Origin of the sequence: Collinsella aerofaciens (genome assembly GCF_039752955.1) — a bacterium.
Classification (GTDB): Bacteria; Actinomycetota; Coriobacteriia; order Coriobacteriales; family Coriobacteriaceae; genus Collinsella; species Collinsella aerofaciens_BI.
The window spans coordinates 16,530-36,339 of sequence record NZ_JBDMHB010000009.1 but is presented as its reverse complement, the minus strand read 5'-3'; the positions used below and the strand labels follow the sequence as shown (position 1 = coordinate 36,339).

The following is a 19,810-nucleotide window of genomic DNA, read 5'->3' as shown; positions in this document are numbered from 1 at the left end:
TTTGGGTATATTTGTTCTTGTTGAATTGTTATTGCGGATGGGCTGGGTACTTGGCTTTCCGCTGTTATTTGTAGCCGTCTCGGCTTTGGTTGAGGGGAGACGTTCTTTATGCGTATTGTGTTTATGGGTACGCCTGATTTTGCTGTGCCTTCGCTGACTTCGCTTGTTGAGGCTGGGAACGAGATTGCGCTTGTTATTACTCGTCCCGATGCTGTACGTGGGCGTGGTAAGAAGCTTGAGCCTTCTCCTGTTAAGGCCAAGGCGTTGGAGCTGGGACTTCCCGTTATCGAGGCCAATCGTATGACGCCGGAGGTTGTTGAGGCGCTTCAGGCTGCGCAGGCTGATATTTTCTGTGTGGCTGCGTACGGCTGCATTTTGCCTGATGAGGTGCTGCATATGGCGCCGCTTGGCATTGTGAATGTTCATGCTTCGCTGTTGCCTCGTTGGCGTGGCGCTGCTCCCATTCAGCGTGCCATTCTTGCTGGTGATGAGGTTGCCGGCGTTTCCATTATGCGCATTGGGCATGGCGTGGATACGGGCGCTTATTGTGCTCAGGCATCCACGTCTGTTGCCGGTAAGCATGCTGAGGCGCTGACCATGGAGCTTGCTGAGCTTGGTGGTAAGTTGCTTGCCGATACGCTTCCCTCGCTTGCCGATGGCTCGGCTGTTTGGACTGAGCAGGATGAATCGCTCGTCACGCATGCTGCCAAGATTTCCAAGCAGGAGATGCGTCTGGATCCGCAGATGGCGGCGCTCGACTGCGTGCGTCATGTGCTCGCTTCGTCCGATACCGCGCCTGCCCGTTGCGTGATCGCTGGCAAGACGGTTCGCGTGCTCGATGCCGCGCCGGCTGATGTGTCGCTTGGCGAGGGTACTGTTGCCGTCAAGAGCAAGCGTGTTTACCTGGGCCTTTCCGATGGCGCGGTTGAACTGCTTGAGGTTAAGCCCGATGGCAAGCGTGCCATGACTGCTTCTGCCTGGGCTGCCGGCCTGCAGGGTGCCGATCTGACGTGGGGTGTTTTGTCATGAGCAAGCTTTCTCCCGCGCGCAAGCTTGCGCTCGATGTGTTGATGGAGGCCGATCGCCGCGGTATGTATGCGCGCGACGTGCTCTCGTCCCGCGCTTCCGCCAAGGCCATTGACCAGCGCGATTCCGCTTTTGCCGCTCGTTTGGCGCTCGGTGTTGCCGCCACGCAGGGTATTTTGGATGAGTTGCTCGATCAGTTTTTGGATAAGCCCAATAAGGTCGCGCCGCGCGTGCGCATGGCGCTTCGTATCTCGGCCTTCGAGATGCTCTACCTGCATACGCCGGGCCGCGTTGCCGTGAGCCAGGGTGTTGAGCTGGTGCGCAGCGGTGCTAAGTCTGCCGCGGGCCTGGCTAACGCGGTGCTGCACAAGGTTGCGGACAACGTTGAGGACTTTGCCACGGCATCCGACGTGGATGAGTCCGCGCGCCGCCTGGTTCGCTTGTCTCGTTTGATGGGTCTTCCTCGCTGGCTGTGCGCTAGTATTATGGCCTCGTTCGATACGCCCGAGGGCGCGCTCAACTTTGCCGGTAATCTGGCGCCTGCGCCGCTTGCTCTGCACGAGAATGCGTTTGCGACCAAGGCCGACCCGTATATCTCGCAGCTCGTTGCGCCTGTCTTCCCGGGCTGCCATGCTCCGGTCGATGCGCAGGTCACGGTTGCGTCGGGCGTGTTTGAGCGTGCTGCCGCGGTTGCCTCGGACCTCAACGCTCAGCTTATCGCTACTGCGGCGACACGTCCCGGTCGTTGCCTGGAGATTGGCGCCGGTCGCGGTACCAAGACCTATGTGATGATGTGCCAGGCCAAACGTGCCGGGTACGAGCATCAGCATACCGCGCTCGATCTGCACGATCGTAAATGTGACCAGAATCTCGCGCGCCTGCATAAGGCGGGTATAACGGGTGTTCGTACGGTGTCGGGCAATGCCTGCGAGCTCAATGAGGTGCTTACGTCGTTTGATGCCATGCTTGGCGAGCCTGCCCTGTTCGACACGGTGTTTATCGATGCGCCGTGCTCTGGCACCGGCACCATGCGCCGTCATCCCGAGATACCGTGGCGTCTGACCGAAAAGGATGTGACGGTTGAGCTGCCCAAACTGCAGCTGTCGATGCTCAAGGAAGCCGCCGCGCGCGTGGCTGCCGGCGGCGAGCTCATCTATGCGACGTGCTCGGTCTTCGACGAGGAGAACACGCAGGTGGTGGATGCTTTCCTTGCTTCTCCTGAGGGCGCCGGCTTTAGCGTGGCACCGCTTTCCGAGGCACAGATTCTGCAACTCCCTGAGTTCGATCAGGCCAAGAAGCTCGTTTCCGTACGCCAGAACGATCGGGGCCTCTTCCAAAGCGTGCCGGTAAACGCCGATTCCTACGACGGCCACTTCTGCGCCAGACTGGTCCACAAGTAACGACTAAGTTGCGGTGAAATAAGGATTGAATAGCGGCTTCCACCCACCAAAAAGTCCTTATTTCACCGCAACTCACAAGGAAACCTGGGTAGCTTGATTAGCTACCCATAGAGCAAAGAAACAGCCCCGCGATCGGCGTTGATCGCGGGGCTGTTTGGTTTCTAGTGGCTGTGCGGGCAGTTGGCGCAGCAGCCGCTCGTGGCGCTGGTGCTGGAGCCGCCGCTTCGCTGGTCGGTGTTGTAGAAGCCGCTGCCCTCAAACTTGATGCCGCTGGCCGAGAACGTCTTGGCCGCCGGGGCACCGCAGCTCGGACACACGACCTCGGGGTTCTCGGACATGGGATGCTCAACCTCAAACACGTTGCCGCAGCTCGAGCACTTGTAATCGTAGCGCGCCATAATACTTCCTTTTCAGCACAAAGCGGGCAGATCGCTCTGCCCGCATAAATTCAAACAGCTGTAACTGTACCCTATATCGGGGGTTTTATCACGCTTCGCCCCAGAATCTATGGGTGTTGCGCAGGAGCTGTGCAGTTTTGCCCTCGGCGGCTGCAACGTCAGCCTCATCGGCCTGCCAAGTCCAGTTGCCCGTTGCGACACCTGGCACGTTCATGCGCGCATCGTCGCCCAGCCCCAGGATATCCTGCAGCGGCATCATCACCAGGGGGGCGTCGCTTGCCAGCGCGTCGCTCATCAGCTTGGCCGCCACCTCAACACCGCTCGGCTCGTCGCCGCCCGCAAAGGAGCGCGTGCACCAACCGGCGAGCGTCGACGTGTCGTGCGTCGAGGTGTACAGAATCTTGCCCGGCGTGGGATGCACGCCGCAGCGGACGTCGTAATCGCTAAACTCCAGCACGTCCATGCCGGGGAAGCCGCAGGTCGAAGCCATCGCGCGAACGCCGGGCGTCAGGTAGCCCAGGTCCTCGGCGATAAAGTTGAGCGGCCCCAGCTCGTCATAGGCAGTCTGGAACAGATCCTTGCCCGGACCTGCCAGCCAGCGGCCGTCGGCGCAGGCCTTGCCTGCGGGAATGCTAAAGTAGCTGTGGAATCCCAGGAAGTGGTCCAGGCGCACGCGGTCGTAGAGCGAGAACGCGCGACGCAGACGGTCCATCCACCAGCGGTAGCCGTTCTCCTTCATGTGATCCCAGCGGAAGGTGGGGTTGCCCCACACCTGGCCCTCGGGCGCAAAATTGTCGGGCGGCGCGCCAGAAATCTCAATCGCCTTGCCGGTATCGGACAGCCAGAAGTTCTCGGGTTCGCTCCACGCATCTGCCGAATCGTCCGAGACATACATGGGGATATCGCCGATGACCTCGATGCCCTTCTTGTGTGCATAGTTCATGAGCTCGCACCAAGCCAGGTCAAATCGGTACTGCATGTACGCCTGCAGTTCTGCCTCGTCGTGGAAACGCTTGTCATCGATCAGATGCTCGTTGTAGCGCGCGACATCGGCCGGCCAATCGTGACGCGATTCGCCTTCAAAGTACTTCTTGACGGCCATGTAGACGCAGTACTTCTCGAGCCAATCGGCGTTGCGATGCTTAAACGCCGTGTAGAGCGGGTCTGCATCTTCGCCGCCACGGGCCTTCCAAGCCTCAAAGTCGTCCGCAAGTTCCTCTTGGCTCTCGGGCAGCAGGTCAATATTGCCCGCAAAGGCTGAAGGCCCCGCGTAAGGGGAGCGGAAGTAGTCTGTCGGGTTGACAGGCAGGACCTGCCAGTAGCGCATACCCATAGCGGCCAGATGGTCGATAAAGCGACGCGTGGGTGCGCCGATTGTTCCGGGCTTGCCGTCGTCGGTGGGCACCGAGGTGATATGGCACACGACGCCCGCGCCGTGATCGAGCGGTTCCTGCAGGCGCTGCTCGGCATGGTGATAGATGATCGACGAGCCCAGCGGATACAGATCGAGCGTTACCGTACCGTTGTGGATCTCGCACTCGTGACCGCTGATCACGTCGCTTGCACATTCGCCGAGCGCCGGAATCGTCACGCGGTGCGAATTGCGCAGGCTGCGGTTGATGATAACCGTCGCGGACTCGCCATTCTTGCCCGTGCGGTTGTAGGCCAGCACCTCGTCGTTGAGCGCAAAGGCCTTGATCTCGCCGTCGATCATAAATGGCAGTGCACGGCGTACGGCGGAGGCGTTCTTGACAATAGCCAGCGTGTCGAAGTCGTGCAGTTGGTCCTTGGTCGGCAGGGTGCGGCGGTTGCCCGGATCGGTAAGGCCCTCCAGGCCGTATTCGTCGCCGTAGTAGATCGAAGGCACGCCTGGGAAGGTCATCTGCATGAGCGTGGCGAGCCAAAAGCGGCTCTTGGCCAGGCCCATCGAGTTCTCGTCCAGGCGCCACTTGCTGCGCTCGCACTCGGGCAGCTGTGACTCGTCGGGGCCGCCCCCGAGCACCGAGATGATGCGCGGGCGGTCGTGGCTCGATAGCAGGTTGAGCGCGCAGGACAGGGCTTCGCGCGGATAATTCTCGCGCAGGGTCTCGATATCCTCGGCTGCCTCGTAGGCGTTCTTGTAGCCCATCAAAAAGCCGATGACCATGTCGCGGAAGGGGTAATCCATAGCAGAGTCCAGCTCGGAGCCCTGCAGGTAGCGGCGCAGATGTCCATAGCTAATCTTGTTGGAGGCGTCTTCCCAGACTTCGCCGAGCAACAGTGCGTCGGGCTTTTCGGCGAGCACAGCCTTCTTGATCTTGGCCAGGAAGTCGTCGGAAAGCTCGTCGGCGACGTCCAGGCGCCAGCCATGAGCGCCGGCGCGCAGCCATTTGCGGATCACGCCGTCCTTGCCCAGGAGCCTCTCGCGCACCAGCTCGGACTTCTCGTTGATGGCTGGCATGTTGCCCACGCCCCACCAGCAGTCATACGAGCCGTCTTCGTGGAAGGTAAACGCATCGCGCCACGGCGAATCCTCGCTCTGCCAGGCACCCAAACCGGGGTAGTTGCCGTAGCGGTTGAAATAGATCGAGTCGTCGCCCGTGTGGTTGAAGACGCCGTCCAGGATGATGGAGATGCCCAGCTTTTCGGCTGCCTGGCAAAGTTCGGTAAAGTCCTGCTCGGTGCCCAGGATCGGGTCGATCTTGGTGTAGTCGGCCGTGTCGTAGCGGTGGTTGCTCGCAGCTTCAAAGATGGGGTTGAGATAGATGGTCGTAAAGCCCAGCTCGGCGATGCGGGGCAGGTCTTCCTGAATGCCCTTGAGCGAGCCGCCGTAGAAGTCCCAGGTCTTGATGGAGCCGTCTTCGGCGCGGTCGTACACGGGCGGCTCGTTCCAGTCCTCGACCATCCGGCGCTGAATGCCCTTGCGCGGTTTTTCGAGTTGGGCCATTGTGCGCTCGCGCCAATGCTCGTCACGGGCGTAGCGGTCGGGGAAGATCTGGTAGACCATGCCACGCTCGTACCAGGTGGGGCGGTTCTCGCGGTGCTTGTAGACGGTAATCTGGAAGGACGGCACCTCGGCGTAGCTGTAGGTTACGCCCTCGCCGCCGGTGCGTCCTTGCGGCGCACCCAGGCGGACCTCGGGCTGGCCCTCGATATTGCAGATAAAGCTGTACCACACAAGACACGGTTCATCGCATTTGAGCTCGCCGGTAAAAATGCCATCGCCCTCGTGTTCCATCGGGATAAGGGTCTCGCCGACTTCATCGACCCAGGTACGCAGGGTGAGTGTTGCCTGGTTGGGATCGGCATCCTCCAAAATTACCGAGAGTGCAACGGAAGTTCCAGTGGTCACAGCGCCAAACGGAGTGCGAAACTGCGGTAGGCGGCTGTTGTGAATCAATCTCATAGTACGGTCCAGTTCTATACAGTCATGGCTATCAGGCCATGGGCTTAACGCCCAGTATTTAAGTATATCGTTGTACTTTAGTTGTATAAACTACAGCCGCTCACTATCGGCGAACGGTTGTCCTAGAAAATCGTTTTACCTCATCTATAGAACAAGGGGTGTCGCACTGAACGACACCCCTTGTTTATTGAGGATTAGATTGTGGATCGTCCGGACTAGCGGCGTTTGCGGGTGGCCGTTGCCTTGCGGACGGAGGTCTTCTTGGTCGGGGCCTTTTCCTCGGCCGGAGCGGCAGGGGAGACCGGGGCCTCCTTGGCGGGCTCGGTCTTTGCCGTAGCCTTCGGAGCGGTCTTGACCTCAGCGGCCTTCGGTGCCGGCTTGACCTTTACCTCGGCCTTGGGCTCCTCTTTGGCAGCAGCGGGCTTAGTCTCCGCCTTGGGAGTTGCGGCCTTTGCCGTGGTCTTCTTAGCTGTCGTCGTGCGCTTTCGCGTGGTCGTCTTCGCGGTGGGCTTGGCCTCGACGGTTGCCTCCGCCTTGGACTCGGCAGGCGTCTCCTCGACCTTGGCGGCCGGCTTTGCGGCAGCCTTGGGGGCGGCCTTCTTTGCAGTGGCCTTGGTTGCCGCCGCCTTCGTAGCTGTAGCCTTCTTGGCGGTCGTGCTCTTGGTCGCGGTCGTCTTCTTGGCAGTGGTCTTGGCCGGTGCCTTGACGGCGGGCTTGGCCTCGACGGCGGCTTCAGCCTTTACCTCGGGAGCGGCCTCGGCCTCGGCGGCCTTCTTTGCAGCGGCGGTCGTGCGCTTGCGCGTCGTCGTTGTCTTGGTAGCGGTGGTCTTGGTTGTCGTCGCCTTGGTCGTAGTGGCCTTCTTAGACGTCGTCTTACGAGTCGTGGTCTTCTTGGCGGCAGACTTTGCAGCCGGCTTAGCCTCAGTCTCGAGAGCTGCCTCAATCTTCACCTTAGATTCAGCTTTAACCGGCTTCTCCTCAGCCTTGGGTTCCTCAACAACCGGCTCGGCCTTGGGCTCAGGCTCGGCCACAACCACAGGCTCGTCAACGACCGCCGTCGGCCTCTCAATCTCCGGATGCATAAAGAAATACAGGTCCAGATACTTATCGGCCGAGCGCGTCCAGCTAAAGTCTTGGCTCATGGCCTGCGTGACCAGCTGGTTCCAGGCATCGCGGTTGTCCCAGAACAGGCGAGCCGCGCGGAACACGGCGTCGCCCATCTCGTCGCCGTTAAAGTTACTAAACGAGAAGCCCGTGCCCTCGCCGGTAAACTCGTTATACGGGATCACGGTGTCCTTCAGACCACCGGTCTCGCGAACGATGGGCAGGGTGCCGTAGCGCATAGCGATGATCTGCGACAGGCCACAGGGCTCAAACTTCGAGGGCATCAGGAACATATCGGCGGCGGCATACATACGCTGCGACAGCGCAGGATCGAACTCGATGCGTGCGGCCATGGTGCCGGGGTACTTGTCCTGGAAGTAGCGCAGTCCGTCCTCGTAGTCGCGGTCGCCGGTGCCTAGCACCGCTACCTGCACGCCGCCGGCAAGAATGCGGTCGAGCGCGTACATGACCAGGTCCATGCCCTTCTGACGCGTCAGGCGCGTGACCATCACCATGAGCGGGCGGTCGTCGCGAACCTCGAGCCCCAGCTCTTCCTGCAGCTTGGCCTTGCACACGGCCTTGCCGGAACGGTCCTCGACCGTGTAATTTGCGGCAATGCGCTTGTCGGTCGCCGGGTCAAAGCCCGCCACGTCAATGCCGTTCAAAATGCCCTGCAGCGCATAGGAGCGCTCGCGCAGCACGCCGTCCAGGCCCTCGCCAAACTCGGGCGTCTGGATCTCGTTGGCATAGGTGGGGCTCACCGTGGTAATAGCGTCGGCATAGCGCAGCGCGCCCAGCATGTAGTTGATGCTGCAGGCGTCGCAACGCAGCTGCGAGGCTGCCGCCGGAATGTGCGCCACACCCAGGATATCCTCCATCACGGTGTCGCTAAACTGGCCCTGGAACGCCACGTTGTGGATCGAGAACACGGTCTTGACGCGGTCGTACAGCGGTAGGCCCTGGTAGAACTCGCGCAAGAACACGGGCGCCAGTGCCGTCTGCCAGTCGTTGCAGTGCAGGATGTCGCACTCAAAGCCGGCCGGCAGGTGCTGCAGGCTCTCGGTGATGGCCTTGGAGAAGAACGCAAAGCGCTCGCCGTCGTCAAAGAAGCCGTACGGATAGTCGCGCGCAAAGTAGCGCTCGTTGTCGATGAACATATACGTGACGCCGTCGTGCTCGAGCTTTTCGAGCCCGCAGTACTCGTTGCGCCAGCCCAGGCTCACGTAAAAGTCGGAGAAGTGCTCCATCTGCGCCTTGTACTCGTCCTTGATGGTGGCGTACTTGGGCACCATCACGATGACCTCGGCGCCGGCGCGCACAAGCGCCGCAGGCAGCGAGCCTGCCACGTCGCCCAGGCCACCGGTCTTTACAAACGGTGCGCACTCGGCCGAGGCAAACACTATCTGCATCTTTTTGCTGGAATCTGCCATATTGTCTCCCTGTTGCAATTCGAGAATAGCCGCCTGGCGCAAACCGGGCGGCTATTCTGCATGTTACGAGCGATGTTGCGGTGCCTACGTTAATGCACGATGGTGGTATCGGGAGTTAACGGAGCCTTGCCCAGCACCAGGATGTTCTCGGGCGTGCCGCGGAGCTCGGTGTTGGTGGGAACCACGTTGTTCTTGTCCAGGATGGCATTCTCAACGCGGGCGCCGCTCTTGATGATGCAGCTCTGGTTGATGATCGAGTTGGTCACCGAAGCGCCTTCCTCGACCACAACGCCGCGCGACAGGATCGAGTTGCGCACGGTGCCCTTGATGATGCAGCCGGCCGAGATGATCGAGTTGCACGCGTGGCTGCCGGTCGCATAGCGCGAAGGCGGCACGTCGTGAGCCTTGGTCAGGATCGGGCGCTCGGGATCGAAGAGCTGATCGGCCACGGTCTGGTCGAGCAGGTCCATGCTGCGGCGGTACAGCGACTTCTCGCTAAACACGCCCACGACCTCGCCCTTGTACTCGTAGCTGCACACGTCGATGTTGCCAAAGTCGCCCTGGAGCGCCTCGAGCAGGTCCAGATAGTCGGCGGCCTGGTAGTGGTCGATAATCTCGAGCAGCGTCTCGCGGTTGACGATGCAGCAGTCCATGGAGGCGTTGTCGCCGTACACGACGCCGGCGCTCACGCCCGTCAGGCGGCCGTTCTCGTTAATCTCGAGCTTGGTCTCGTCATCGACGTTGCGCGTGGCCTTGCAGTACACCACGGTCATCTGGGCGCCGGAGTTCTCGTGCGCGTCGATGATGGTGTTGAGGTCCATGTTAAAGATGATGTTGGTGCCCATCATCACAACATAGGGCTTGTCCGATCGCTGGAACAGCGTCTTGTTGGAGATGATGTCGCGCAGCAAGAAGCGCATGCCGCCCTTGGTGGTGCCATACGCGTTGCCGGGCACCATGAACAGGCCGCCCTTCTTGCGGTCCAGGCCCCAGTCCTTTCCAGAGCCCACGTGGTCGATCAACGAGCGGTAGTTGCCCGGCATGACGACGCCGACGGTCTTAATGCCGGCATTCATCATGTTGGACAGCGGGAAGTCGATCAGGCGGTAGCGGCCCAAAAACGGAACGGACGCAATGGGGCGGTCCTTGAGCAGCACGCTGCCGTAGGTCGAAGAGTAGTTAGCGGTGATATAACCGATGGCCTTGCGATTGATCATCGGATCATTCCCCCTTCCCGATAACGACGTCATTTCCAACGACGGCCGTATCCTTGGTGGTATCGACAGAGCCGAGCTTCACGCCCTCTTCGACCGTGGAGTTCTCGCCCAAAATAGCGCGGCAGATGTGCGCGCCGCTCTTAACGTGCGCACCCGGCAGCAGCACGGAGTCCTCGACCACGGCGCGCTCCTCGATGATGACATCGGTCGAAAGGATCGAGTGGCGAGCGGTGCCGTAGATCTTGCAGCCGTTGGAGACCAGGCAGTCGTCCAGGCGGCCGTCCGGGCCAATGTAGTGCGGCGGACGCGTGGTGATGTTGGACATGATGGGGAAGTTCTTGTCAAACAGGTCGAACTCGGGGTTGTTGCCCAGCAGGTCCATCGAGGTCTCGTGGAAGCTGGCGATGGTGCCGACATCCTTCCAAAAGCCGTGGAACTCGTAGCTGTACAGGCGCTTGTTCTCGCCGAGCAGCTTGGGGATGATGTCTTTGCCAAAGTCGTGGCTCGAGCGCTGGTCCAGAGCGTCCTGCTCGAGCGCCTCGATCAGGACGTCGGCCGAGAAGATATAGATGCCCATGGACGCGAGGTTCGAATCGGGCTTCTCGGGCTTCTCGGTAAACTTGGTGATGCGGCCGTCCTCGGGGTCGGTGGTCAGGATGCCAAAGCGGCTGGCCTCCTCCCACGGCACGGGCATAACGCTCACCGTGAGGTCGGCGTTATTCTCAATGTGCGTCTTGAGCATCTTGCGGTAGTCCATGCGATACAGGTGATCGCCCGAAAGAATCAGGACGTACTTGGGGTCGTTGGCCTTGATGTAGTCGAGGTTCTGCGTAATGGCGTCGGCCGTGCCCGCATACCAGGCGCCGCCGGTCTGCGTTTCGTACGGCGGCAGGATCGACACGCCGCCGTTGCGGCTGTCCAGATCCCAGGCCTCGCCGGAGCCCACATAGGCATGCAGCAGGTAGGGGCGATACTGCGTCAGAACGCCCACCGTGTCGATGCCCGAGTTGGAGCAGTTGGACAGAGAAAAGTCGATAATGCGGAACTTGCCACCAAAGCTAACCGCCGGCTTAGCGATCTTTTGGGTGAGTGCCCCCAATCGGCTGCCCTGTCCTCCTGCGAGGAGCATCGCGATGCATTCTTTCTTACTCATCGATTTCTCCTTCTGTCATCGATGTTCTTAAACCCATTAGCGACGGGCGCAGCGCAACGTTGCGCCCGTCGAGTAATGCCGTGCTGGCATAGGGGAGCTCGCGCGCCTTTACGCGTGCCAGATCTCGTCGCGGTACTCGCGAATGGTGCGGTCGCTCGAGAACCAGCCGGAGGAGGCGGTGTTGAGCAGCGCCTTGCGGTTCCATGTCTCCTGGTCACCGTAGCTGCCGGTGAGCTTTTCCCACGCATCCACGTAGCTGCGGAAGTCCGCCATGACCAGGTCGGGGTCGTTGTTGTTCATGAGCTCGTTGTAGATGCTCTCGAAGTTGCCCGAAAGACCCGCAAAGGTGTTGTCCTTGAGCTCGTCCATCACGCGGCCCAGACGCTCGCGGTCGTTGTTGAGCGTATCCCACGCAAAGTAGCTGTTGGATGCCCAGAGCTGCTCGACCTCGGGAGCGGTCAGGCCAAAGATGGCCTCGTTCTCGCGGCCGGCCAGGTCGGCGATCTCGATGTTAGCGCCGTCGAGGGTGCCCAGCGTAATGGCGCCGTTCATCATAAGCTTCATGTTGGACGTGCCCGAGGCCTCCTTACCGGCCGTGGAGATCTGCTCCGAGATCTCGGCGGCGGGGTAGATGAGCTGGGCGTTGCTCACGCGGAAGTTGGGGATAAAGCAGACCTTCATGACCTCGTTGACGCGGGCGTCGTTATTGATGACCTCGGCAACGGAGTTAATGAGACGGATGGTCTCCTTGGCAAAGGTGTAGCTCGAGGCAGCCTTGCCGCTAAAGATGAAGGTCGTCGGCGTCACGTGGAAGTTGGGATCGGCGATGCGACGGTTGTAGATGTCCATCACCTTCATGATGTTCATGAGCTGGCGCTTGTAGGCATGGAAGCGCTTAACCTGAACATCAAAGACGGTGTTGGGGTCAATGACTAGACCGGTCTCGGCCTTAACGTAGGCGGCCAGGCGCTCCTTGTTGGCGCGCTTGGAGGCACCCACGGCCTTCAGGAACTCGGTGTCGTTCTGAAACTCTTTGAGCTTTTCCAGCTCAAAGGCGTCCTTGAGCCAGCCATCGCCAATGGCCTCGGTCACGAGCTTGGCGTAGGTTGGGTTGGACTCGGCAAAGAAGCGACGGTGCGAGATACCGTTGGTCTTGTTGTTGAACTTCTCGGGCGTTAAGGCATAGAAGTCCTTGAGCACGATGTTCTTGATGATATCGGAGTGGATCTTGGCCACGCCGTTGACGCTGTGGCTGCAAATCACAGACAGGTTGGCCATGCGAATCTCGCCGTCCCACAGAATGGCGGTCTGGCGCAGACGCTCCTGCCAGCCCTCCTGCGTGGTGTCGAACGACTCGTGCCAACGACGGCTGATCTCGTCGATGATCTGGTACACGCGGGGGAGGAGCTTGGAGAACGTGCCGATGGGCCACTTCTCCAGAGCCTCGGGCAGGATGGTGTGGTTGGTGTAACTCACGACCTGCGTCACGATGTTCCAAGCGTCGTCCCACTCGAGCTTCTTCTCGTCGATCAGGATACGCATGAGCTCGGGGCCGCACATGGCGGGGTGGGTGTCGTTGGTGTGGATGGCCACAAACTGCGGCAGCAGCTCCCAGTTCTCGCCGTGCTCCTTCTCAAAGGTGTCGAGCAGGCTGTAGATGCCGGCCGAGACAAACAGGTACTCCTGCTTCAGGCGCAGCAGACGGCCGTGCTCGCCGGCGTCGTTGGGGTAGAGGATGGCGCTGATGGCCTCGGCCTCGGCGCGCTCGGCGTCGGCCAGGGCATAGTCGCCGCGATTGAAGGCCTCCAGGTCAAAGTGCTCCTCGACCGGCTCGGCAGCCCAGACGCGCAGCTTGTTGACGGTCTCGCCGGCATAGCCCACGACGGGGATGTCATAGGGGACGGCCAGGATGTCCTGCGTGTCAACCGTGCGGTAGAACGTGCGGCCGTTCTCCTCAAAGCCCTCAACATGGCCACCAAACTTGATGGTCACGGCCTTGTCCTGACGGCGAACCTCCCAGGGATAGCCGTGGGTGAGCCACTCGTCGGTGGCCTCGACCTGGCTGCCGTTAACGATCTCCTGCTTAAACAGGCCGTAGCGGTAGCGCATGCCGTTGCCGTAGCCGGCAATGCCCTCGGCTGCCATGGAATCCAGGAAGCATGCGGCAAGACGGCCAAGGCCACCGTTGCCCAGGGCCGGATCGGGCTCCTGGTTCTCGATGACGGACAGGTCGAAGCCCATGTCGTTGAGCGCCTCGGCGACCATGTCGCGCACGCCAAAGTTGAGCAGGTAGTTGTCGAGCAGGCGGCCGATCAAAAACTCGATCGAGAAGTAGTACACGCGCTTCTTGCCTTCGGCGGTCACACGCGCGTCACTCTTGGTGGCAACGGTGCGCGCCTTCTCGGCCACGAGCTTGGCCAGGGCGTTAAAGCGGTCCAGATCGCTGGCGGCCTCGACGCTCTTGCCGCTGATGCTCATGACGGCATCGCGATAGAGCTCGGTAAACTCCTGCTTGTTGTCGAAGATCTTATTCATACGTTCCTTTCCCCCGGGGATGTTTCTCCCGGAACGGTTATGTCTTGTATCCTACGCCTCGGCGAGGCGGGTAATTACAGCTGTAACGGCTTTGTTACGCACCCTTGGCAGACGACTCAACAGAAGCAGACTTGGCCTTGGCAGCGGCCTTTTTGGCAGACGGCTTCTTGGCTGCAGCCTTAGCAGCGGGCTTTGCGGCGGTCTTGGCCTTGGCCTTGGTCGTCGTAGCCTTTGCCTTGACAGGAGCCTTCTTGGCAGCCGCAGGCTTGGGCTTCACCGAGGACGCGCGCTTGCGCGTAGCCTTCTTGGGCTCCTCGACCACGGGCGGCTTGTAGCTGCTGGGACCGCGGCGCTTAAGCACCACGCCTGCCAGGCCGGGCACCTTAATCTCGATGGAGTCCATTTGCCCGTTCCAGGGATAGGGCTCGCTCGAGCAGGTGTAGGGCTCATCGCCGGCATAGCCGCTGCCGCCAAACTCGGGACGGTCGGAGTCAAAGATGACCTCCCAGTCACCCTCGCGCGGCACGCCCACGCGGAAGCTCTCGTAGCTCGCCGGGTCAAAGTTGATCAGGATCACCAGGTCGTCGTCGATGTCCTCGCCCTGGCGCACAAAGCTCACGATGGACTGCTTGGAGTTGTCCGCATCGATCCAGGTAAAGCCGTCGTCGGTGTAGCCGCGCTCGTACAGGGCGGGCTCGGCGGTGTACAGGTGGTTGAGCGCCTTGATAAACGCCTGATGATGACGGTGGGTCTCGTACTCTTCGGTCAGGAACCACTGGATGGACTCGTAGTAGCGCCACTCGATAAACTGGCCGATCTCGTTGCCCATAAAGTTGAGCTTGGCACCGGGGTGCGTCATCTGGTAGAAAGCCAGCGTGCGCAGGCCGGCAAACTGGCGCCACCAGTCGCCCGGCATGCGGCCGATCAGCGAGCACTTGCCGTGCACGACCTCGTCGTGGCTCAACGGGCAAATGAAGTTCTCAGTAAAGGCGTACATAATGGAGAACGTGAGCAGGCCGTGGTTGCCGGGGCGCCACGGAAAATCGGTCTGCATGTAGTGCAGGGTGTCGTTCATCCAGCCCATGTCCCACTTGTAGTGGAAGCCCAGGCCGCCGTCCTGCGGCGGATAGGTCACGAGCGGCCACGCGGTGGACTCCTCGGCCATCATCATCACGTCGGGGTAGTGCGCCTCTACAGCGCAGTTGACCTGGCGGATAAACGCGCTGGCGTCCAGGTCCTCCTCGGTACCGTACTTGTTGAACTTCTTTTGGCCGGGATCGTCGATGCCAAAGTTGAGGTACAGCATGCTGGACACGCCGTCCATGCGGATGCCGTCCACATGGAAGTTCTCGAGCCAGTACAGCACGTTGGAGACCAGGAAGGAGCGGACCTCGCCGCGGGCGAAGTCGAACTTATGCGTGCCCCAGTTGGGGTGAATCTCGTGCTCAAACAGCATGTGGCCGTTAAAGGTGGCAAGGCCGTGGGAGTCGGCGCAAAAACCGCCGGGCACCCAGTCCATGATCACGCCGATGCCCGCCTCATGGCACGCATCGATAAAGTGCATGAGCTGCTGCGGGTTACCGTAGCGCGACGTGGCGGCGTAATAGCCGGTCGTCTGGTAGCCCCAGGAGCCATCGAAGGGATGCTCCATGAGCGGCATGACCTCGATGTGCGTGTAGCCCATGTCGCGCACGTAGTCCACGAGCTCAACCGACAGTTCGTCGTAGGTGTAGAACTCGCCGCGCTGCGCGGGGAAGGGGTCCATGGGGCCGGGGTAGTTGCCGTATTCGTCCGGCTCGCCCTGCGGCGCGTCGCCGTGGCGCTTCCACGAGCCAATATGCACCTCGTAGATGTTGAGCGGCTGCGACATGTGGTTGTGGCCGGCACGGCGCTTGAGCCACGCGGCGTCGTTCCACTGGTAGCCATCGAGGGTCCACAGCACGCTGGCGGTACCCGGAGGGCACTCGGCCTTAAAGGCGTACGGATCGGCCTTGTAGAGCTTTTTGCCCTCGTTGGTCTCGATAAGGTACTTATACAGCTGGCCCTGCTCGGCGCCAGGAATAAAGCCTTCCCAAATAGCGCTCGTATGCACGGGCACCAGCGGGTTGGCTTCCTCATCCCAGTCGTTAAATTCGCCAATGACATGGACGCTTTTTACATCGGGCGCCCAAACGCAAAAGCGCCAGCCGCGCGTACGGTTCTGCGTGTCGGGGTGCGCGCCCATCTTTTCCCAGCTGCGCTCCCACATGCCAATGCCAAACAGGTAGACATCGTCCTTGGAGAGCTCCGGTGCGTGCGGGGCGGCTTTGCGGGTAGCAGGCTTTTTGGTTGCTGGCTTTAGCTTTGTATCGCTCACGTTTGATCCCATCATGACGCGGCAGCGTGTTGCCTTGGTGACTAGATGCGAAAGGTCCAAGGCTGCACGAATCGAAGGGACGGCGATAGTTCTATGATTCGTTCCACCTCGCGTGCTCGGTGGAACTTTCGGCAGAAACTACGATAACACCTGTACGTTAGTTTTATGGACGAAAGCGGATTTGCGAGGGCGTTTAATCGGTAAGCGACATGTTTATACCACTGGCAGAATTGCCGTGGTAAAACCCTTGACAGTTTTACCAATTAGGGTTTCAAAACTGATAGGCTTACGTTTGGTAAAACGTTTTTAGCAGGTTGTTTACCATTTGACATCGAAAGGTTCGTTTATGTCCCACATCGCTGCTCCAAGTGTTGCTTTTATTTTCGATTGCGACGGAACACTGGTTAATAGCACCCCCGTCTGGGCCTATGCCCAGCCCGAGTTATTGCACCGCCATGGGATAGATGTGACCGTGGACGATTTTGCCCAATTTGAGCATCTTTCGCTCGAGGACGAGTGCCAGGCCTACCACGACACGTGGGGTATTGGCACGGATGGCGAGGAGCTGTATCGCGAGCTGAGTGAAATCCTTATCGACGGTTATTCCAAGGTGCCGCCGCGCGATGGGCTGCTGGCATTTTTGGAGCAGGCGAAGGCGGCCGGCATCGCCATGTGTGTGGCTACTTCTACGCCGGCCGAGCTGGTCGGGTCTGCGCTTGCCGGCGCCGGACTCGATCGCTACATGGAGTTTGTTACGACGACGGGTGAGGCCGGACGGTCCAAGCAGTTCCCCGATGTGTACGAGCTGGCGCTGAGCCGTCTGGAGGAGCGCCATGGGCATGCGTTTGAGCGCGCCTGGGTATTTGAGGACGCTGTTTTTGGCCTTAAGAGCTCAGGCGCCGCTGGCTTTAAGCGCGTGGGTATCTATGACCCGCATGGGCGCATGGAGCGCGACGAGGTTCGTGCCAACTGCGAGATCTTTATCGATAGCCACGAGGAGCTGGATCTGGCCCGCGTGTTGGAGTTTGAGGGGTAGGCGAGGGCTGTGTCGGACAAGGTATTAGTGGTCTGCGGCTCGCCCGTGGTGGCGAGTGCGGATCTGCTGCGCCAGCTGGCGGGAGAGTGCGAACGCGTTGTGGCCGTGGACCGCGGGCTCGATGCGCTGCTGAGCGCCGGGCTGGGCTGCGACGTCTACGTAGGCGACGCCGATACCGTGAGCGATGCCGGCCGCGCGCTGGTGGATGCTGCCGAGGACTTTGAAGTAGAGCGCCATGACCCCTACAAGGACTATACCGACCTGGCGCTGTCGCTCGATTCCGTTCGTCGTCGCTGGCCGGGTGCCGAGGTGATTGCGACCTGTGCCTCCGGCGGCCGCCCCGACATGGCACTGAGCGTGTTGGGTTTGCTTGCCGGTTACGAGGATGCTCCCGTCTGGGTCGAGGAAGACAAGGTTGTCGCCCGTATTCTTCACGCAGGTGAATCGTGGACCATCGAGGGCTCCGAGGGCAAAACCTTCTCCATTATCGCTATAGCCCCCAACACCGTAGTCAGCGAGCATGGCCTAGAGTGGGAACTAGACCACGCCTTCTTGGGTTTACTAGCCGACACCGGCATCAGCAACGTCGTAAGAAGGACAGCAACAATAACCGTCCACCAGGGAGTAGCAATCGGTTATTTATACCGTGCGTGAGGAAAAGGTGCGTGAGGAAAACCCCTAAGCAGAGCAACAAACTCAAAATTCCCTCTTGCAACACCTGCGACTTTCCCCTATAGTATCACTCCGTCACGGGGGCGTAGCTCAGCTGGGAGAGCGCTTGACTGGCAGTCAAGAGGTCAGGGGTTCGATCCCCCTCGTCTCCACCATCGTGAATTTAAAGTCACTCGATTGAGTGGCTTTTTTATTTTCAAGCTCCCCAACAAGCTGCACCCAAAAAAGTTGCGCAATAACCCGCTATTTTTGTAAATAGATATGTTGTCCAGTACTACCTAAATTGGTTCCTATAAACCCTTGTGCTAGGATACTTCAAGTCACATGAGTTCAACTGTGCCGCAGGTTCCACTAAACCACAAAGCGCAGGGTCGATCAGCATCCGGCCGTAAAGGCGGTGCCAGAAAAGCCACGAGCTCCAATAATATGCTAAACGCAGCAGTCCTCAGCTGTTTGCGTGCGGTTCAGTTTTTTACTTGCTTGACTGGTTCGCACGCAGCCAGCTGAGGTTGTAGGTTAATTTGTTATACACGCCTGCAATCTCAGCGCTGCTTTTATACATACCGTTCACGGTGGGGCAGAGCCACGTGCTTGTCTAACTGGGCTCAGGGTTTGAATATGGAGCGCCTTCGCGCACAAGCGCCCTGGCGTAGCCATACCCAAACCCCGTGAGCCATACGTAAGACAGCAAGGGGTGGTGCTCGTGTGGTATGTGATCCAAGTCACTAACGGTCGCGAAGACGTTATGCGCGAGCGCATCGAGCGCATGGTGCCGGCTGGCGTCATGCAGGAGCTCTTTTATCCCCAATATCAAACCGAGATCAAGCTACACCGCGAATGGGTCAGCACGACCAAGCCGCTCTTTCCCGGTTATCTCATTTGCGATACGGCGGATCCGCGCACCGTGCAACAGTATTTGCTGCGCATGGACGACTTTGCCCGGGTGCTTTCCCAGGACGGTCGGTTTGTGCCGCTGGCAAAAGAAGAGACCCAGCTCATTGGCAGTTTTACCAATAGGGGAGACCGCGTGGTGCCCATGAGCGAGGCTCTAAAGGATGGAGATCAGGTCGTAGTAACGGCAGGCCCGCTGCTGGGGCACGAGGCCCTTATCAAAACCATTAACAGACGCAAGAGCACTGCCTTTTTGGAGCTCGACTTGTGCGGCCGACGCGTAACCACCCGCGTTGGCCTTGCGGTGCTTTCAAAAGAGCAGCGCGTTATGCGCAATCACAGAAGAGCGATCGCCTAGCTGCAAGCTCGCAAGCGGACGACCGAAGGCAAAAAGTATCGGGGGAGGGGCTCTTGGAGCCTACGATGATGACCATGGCACAGGGCGCGCGGGAGACGCGCACGGCCGCCACGGCGAATTCCGTCACTGCCGCAGCCGGTGCTGCGGGGGATTACCTTACAAACGAAGAAGCGTACAAGATGCTGCGCGGTGCCAACTCCGGCGTGAAGCCCGAGCTTGGGCACAGGCTCTACCGCGTTGTTAAGCGTACGGTGGACATTGTCGCCGCCGGCGGAGCCCTGGTGTTGCTCTTTATTCCCGGGGTAATTCTGAGCGTGGTCATTTGCATAAAGAGCCCGGGTGCCAGCCCCCTATATTCACAGTGGCGCGTGGGCCGCGTGCGCAAAGACGGCACGTTCTACCTGTTTAAGATCTACAAGTTCCGCAGCATGGTTCCCAACGCAGACCAAATGCTCAAGGACTTGCAGGCCCAAAACGAGGCCACTGGCCCCATGTTTAAAATGAAGCACGACCCGCGCATTATTCCCGGTGTGGGTAACTTCATTCGCAAGCACAGCATCGACGAGCTGCCCCAGCTCATCAACGTGTTCTTGGGCCAAATGAACCTCATTGGCCCGCGCCCCGGCCTGCCGCGCGAGGTTGCCCTGTACAGCGAGCACGACATGAAGCGCCTGGCGGTAAAACCCGGCTGCAGCGGTCCTTGGCAGGTAATGGGCCGCAGCTACCTGGGCTTCAACGAAATGGTTGAGCTGGATCTTCGCTATATAGAGAATCGCAGCCTGCGCCAGGACCTGCGGTTGATATTCGGCACGCTGAAGACGATGTTCTCTGGGGAAGGTGCCGTGTAGC

The 19,810-nt window shown here is 60.0% G+C and carries 13 protein-coding genes and 1 tRNA gene; 7 read left to right on the top strand and 7 right to left on the bottom strand.

Annotation, left to right across the window (positions count from 1 at the left end; translation table 11 throughout):
* Positions 1 to 108: 108 nt before the first annotated feature.
* Positions 109 to 1,029: a methionyl-tRNA formyltransferase gene (gene fmt, locus ABHR75_RS03690; protein ID WP_346963661.1), complete on the top strand. Its 921-nt coding sequence runs from the start codon at positions 109 to 111 to the stop codon at positions 1,027 to 1,029.
* A complete protein-coding gene (locus ABHR75_RS03685) occupies positions 1,026 to 2,426 on the top strand; it encodes an RsmB/NOP family class I SAM-dependent RNA methyltransferase (RefSeq protein ID WP_346963660.1) in 1,401 nt (466 codons plus the stop codon). The genes fmt and ABHR75_RS03685 overlap by 4 nt, the downstream gene beginning before the upstream one ends.
* A gap of 161 nt (positions 2,427 to 2,587) precedes the next feature.
* Here the strand turns inward: ABHR75_RS03685 and ABHR75_RS03680 are convergent, their stop codons facing one another.
* From ABHR75_RS03680 to glgB, 7 genes are all read right to left on the bottom strand, one after another.
* Positions 2,588 to 2,824, bottom strand: coding sequence for an FmdB family zinc ribbon protein (locus ABHR75_RS03680; protein WP_346963659.1), 237 nt, complete (start codon positions 2,822 to 2,824; stop codon positions 2,588 to 2,590).
* A gap of 88 nt (positions 2,825 to 2,912) precedes the next feature.
* The gene (locus ABHR75_RS03675; protein WP_346963658.1) at positions 2,913 to 6,209 is read right to left on the bottom strand and encodes a 4-alpha-glucanotransferase; all 3,297 of its coding nucleotides are present in this window, start codon (positions 6,207 to 6,209) and stop codon (positions 2,913 to 2,915) included.
* 215 nt (positions 6,210 to 6,424) lie between these two features.
* Positions 6,425 to 8,743 carry a glycogen synthase GlgA gene (gene glgA / locus ABHR75_RS03670; protein WP_346963657.1) on the bottom strand — a complete coding sequence of 773 codons (2,319 nt, stop codon included), beginning with the start codon at positions 8,741 to 8,743 and terminating at the stop codon, positions 6,425 to 6,427.
* 89 nt (positions 8,744 to 8,832) lie between these two features.
* Complete coding sequence (gene glgD / locus ABHR75_RS03665; protein ID WP_161161389.1) at positions 8,833 to 9,960, bottom strand: glucose-1-phosphate adenylyltransferase subunit GlgD; 1,128 nt, start codon at positions 9,958 to 9,960, stop codon at positions 8,833 to 8,835.
* A gap of 4 nt (positions 9,961 to 9,964) precedes the next feature.
* Complete coding sequence (locus tag ABHR75_RS03660) at positions 9,965 to 11,113, bottom strand: glucose-1-phosphate adenylyltransferase (RefSeq protein WP_346963656.1); 1,149 nt, start codon at positions 11,111 to 11,113, stop codon at positions 9,965 to 9,967.
* Positions 11,114 to 11,221: 108 nt separating this feature from the next.
* Complete coding sequence (locus ABHR75_RS03655; protein WP_346963655.1) at positions 11,222 to 13,648, bottom strand: glycogen/starch/alpha-glucan phosphorylase; 2,427 nt, start codon at positions 13,646 to 13,648, stop codon at positions 11,222 to 11,224.
* Between the two features lie 94 nt (positions 13,649 to 13,742).
* On the bottom strand, positions 13,743 to 16,019 hold the full coding sequence (glgB, locus tag ABHR75_RS03650; RefSeq protein ID WP_346963654.1) for a 1,4-alpha-glucan branching protein GlgB: 2,277 nt from the start codon (positions 16,017 to 16,019) through the stop codon (positions 13,743 to 13,745).
* 331 nt (positions 16,020 to 16,350) lie between these two features.
* On the opposite strand from glgB, the gene ABHR75_RS03645 reads away from it, so the two are divergent.
* The 5 genes from ABHR75_RS03645 to ABHR75_RS03625 all read left to right on the top strand — a co-directional run bounded on the left by ABHR75_RS03645 (position 16,351) and on the right by ABHR75_RS03625 (position 19,809).
* Complete coding sequence (locus ABHR75_RS03645; RefSeq protein ID WP_346963653.1) at positions 16,351 to 17,040, top strand: HAD family hydrolase; 690 nt, start codon at positions 16,351 to 16,353, stop codon at positions 17,038 to 17,040.
* Positions 17,041 to 17,049: 9 nt separating this feature from the next.
* Positions 17,050 to 17,694 (top strand): thiamine diphosphokinase, encoded by a 645-nt coding sequence (locus tag ABHR75_RS03640; RefSeq protein WP_346963652.1) that lies wholly within the window; start codon positions 17,050 to 17,052, stop codon positions 17,692 to 17,694.
* 97 nt (positions 17,695 to 17,791) lie between these two features.
* Positions 17,792 to 17,867 (top strand) — tRNA-Ala (locus tag ABHR75_RS03635).
* Positions 17,868 to 18,415: 548 nt separating this feature from the next.
* A complete protein-coding gene (gene loaP / locus ABHR75_RS03630) occupies positions 18,416 to 18,961 on the top strand; it encodes an antiterminator LoaP (protein WP_346963651.1) in 546 nt (181 codons plus the stop codon).
* A gap of 53 nt (positions 18,962 to 19,014) precedes the next feature.
* Positions 19,015 to 19,809: a sugar transferase gene (locus ABHR75_RS03625; RefSeq protein WP_199576402.1), complete on the top strand. Its 795-nt coding sequence runs from the start codon at positions 19,015 to 19,017 to the stop codon at positions 19,807 to 19,809.
* Position 19,810 lies beyond the last annotated feature (1 nt).

Excerpts from the sequence above, each read along its gene's own strand:
- ABHR75_RS03645 (WP_346963653.1), top strand. The coding sequence starts at position 16,351 with ATGTCCCACATCGCTGCTCCAAGTGTTGCTTTTATTTTCGATTGCGAC.
- ABHR75_RS03655 (WP_346963655.1), bottom strand. The coding sequence starts at position 13,648 with ATGAATAAGATCTTCGACAACAAGCAGGAGTTTACCGAGCTCTATCGC.
- glgD (WP_161161389.1), bottom strand. The coding sequence starts at position 9,960 with ATGATCAATCGCAAGGCCATCGGTTATATCACCGCTAACTACTCTTCG.
- glgA (WP_346963657.1), bottom strand. The coding sequence starts at position 8,743 with ATGGCAGATTCCAGCAAAAAGATGCAGATAGTGTTTGCCTCGGCCGAG.
- fmt (WP_346963661.1), top strand. The coding sequence starts at position 109 with ATGCGTATTGTGTTTATGGGTACGCCTGATTTTGCTGTGCCTTCGCTG.
- ABHR75_RS03685 (WP_346963660.1), top strand. The coding sequence starts at position 1,026 with ATGAGCAAGCTTTCTCCCGCGCGCAAGCTTGCGCTCGATGTGTTGATG.
- ABHR75_RS03660 (WP_346963656.1), bottom strand. The coding sequence starts at position 11,113 with ATGAGTAAGAAAGAATGCATCGCGATGCTCCTCGCAGGAGGACAGGGC.
- ABHR75_RS03680 (WP_346963659.1), bottom strand. The coding sequence starts at position 2,824 with ATGGCGCGCTACGATTACAAGTGCTCGAGCTGCGGCAACGTGTTTGAG.
- glgB (WP_346963654.1), bottom strand. The coding sequence starts at position 16,019 with ATGATGGGATCAAACGTGAGCGATACAAAGCTAAAGCCAGCAACCAAA.
- ABHR75_RS03675 (WP_346963658.1), bottom strand. The coding sequence starts at position 6,209 with ATGAGATTGATTCACAACAGCCGCCTACCGCAGTTTCGCACTCCGTTT.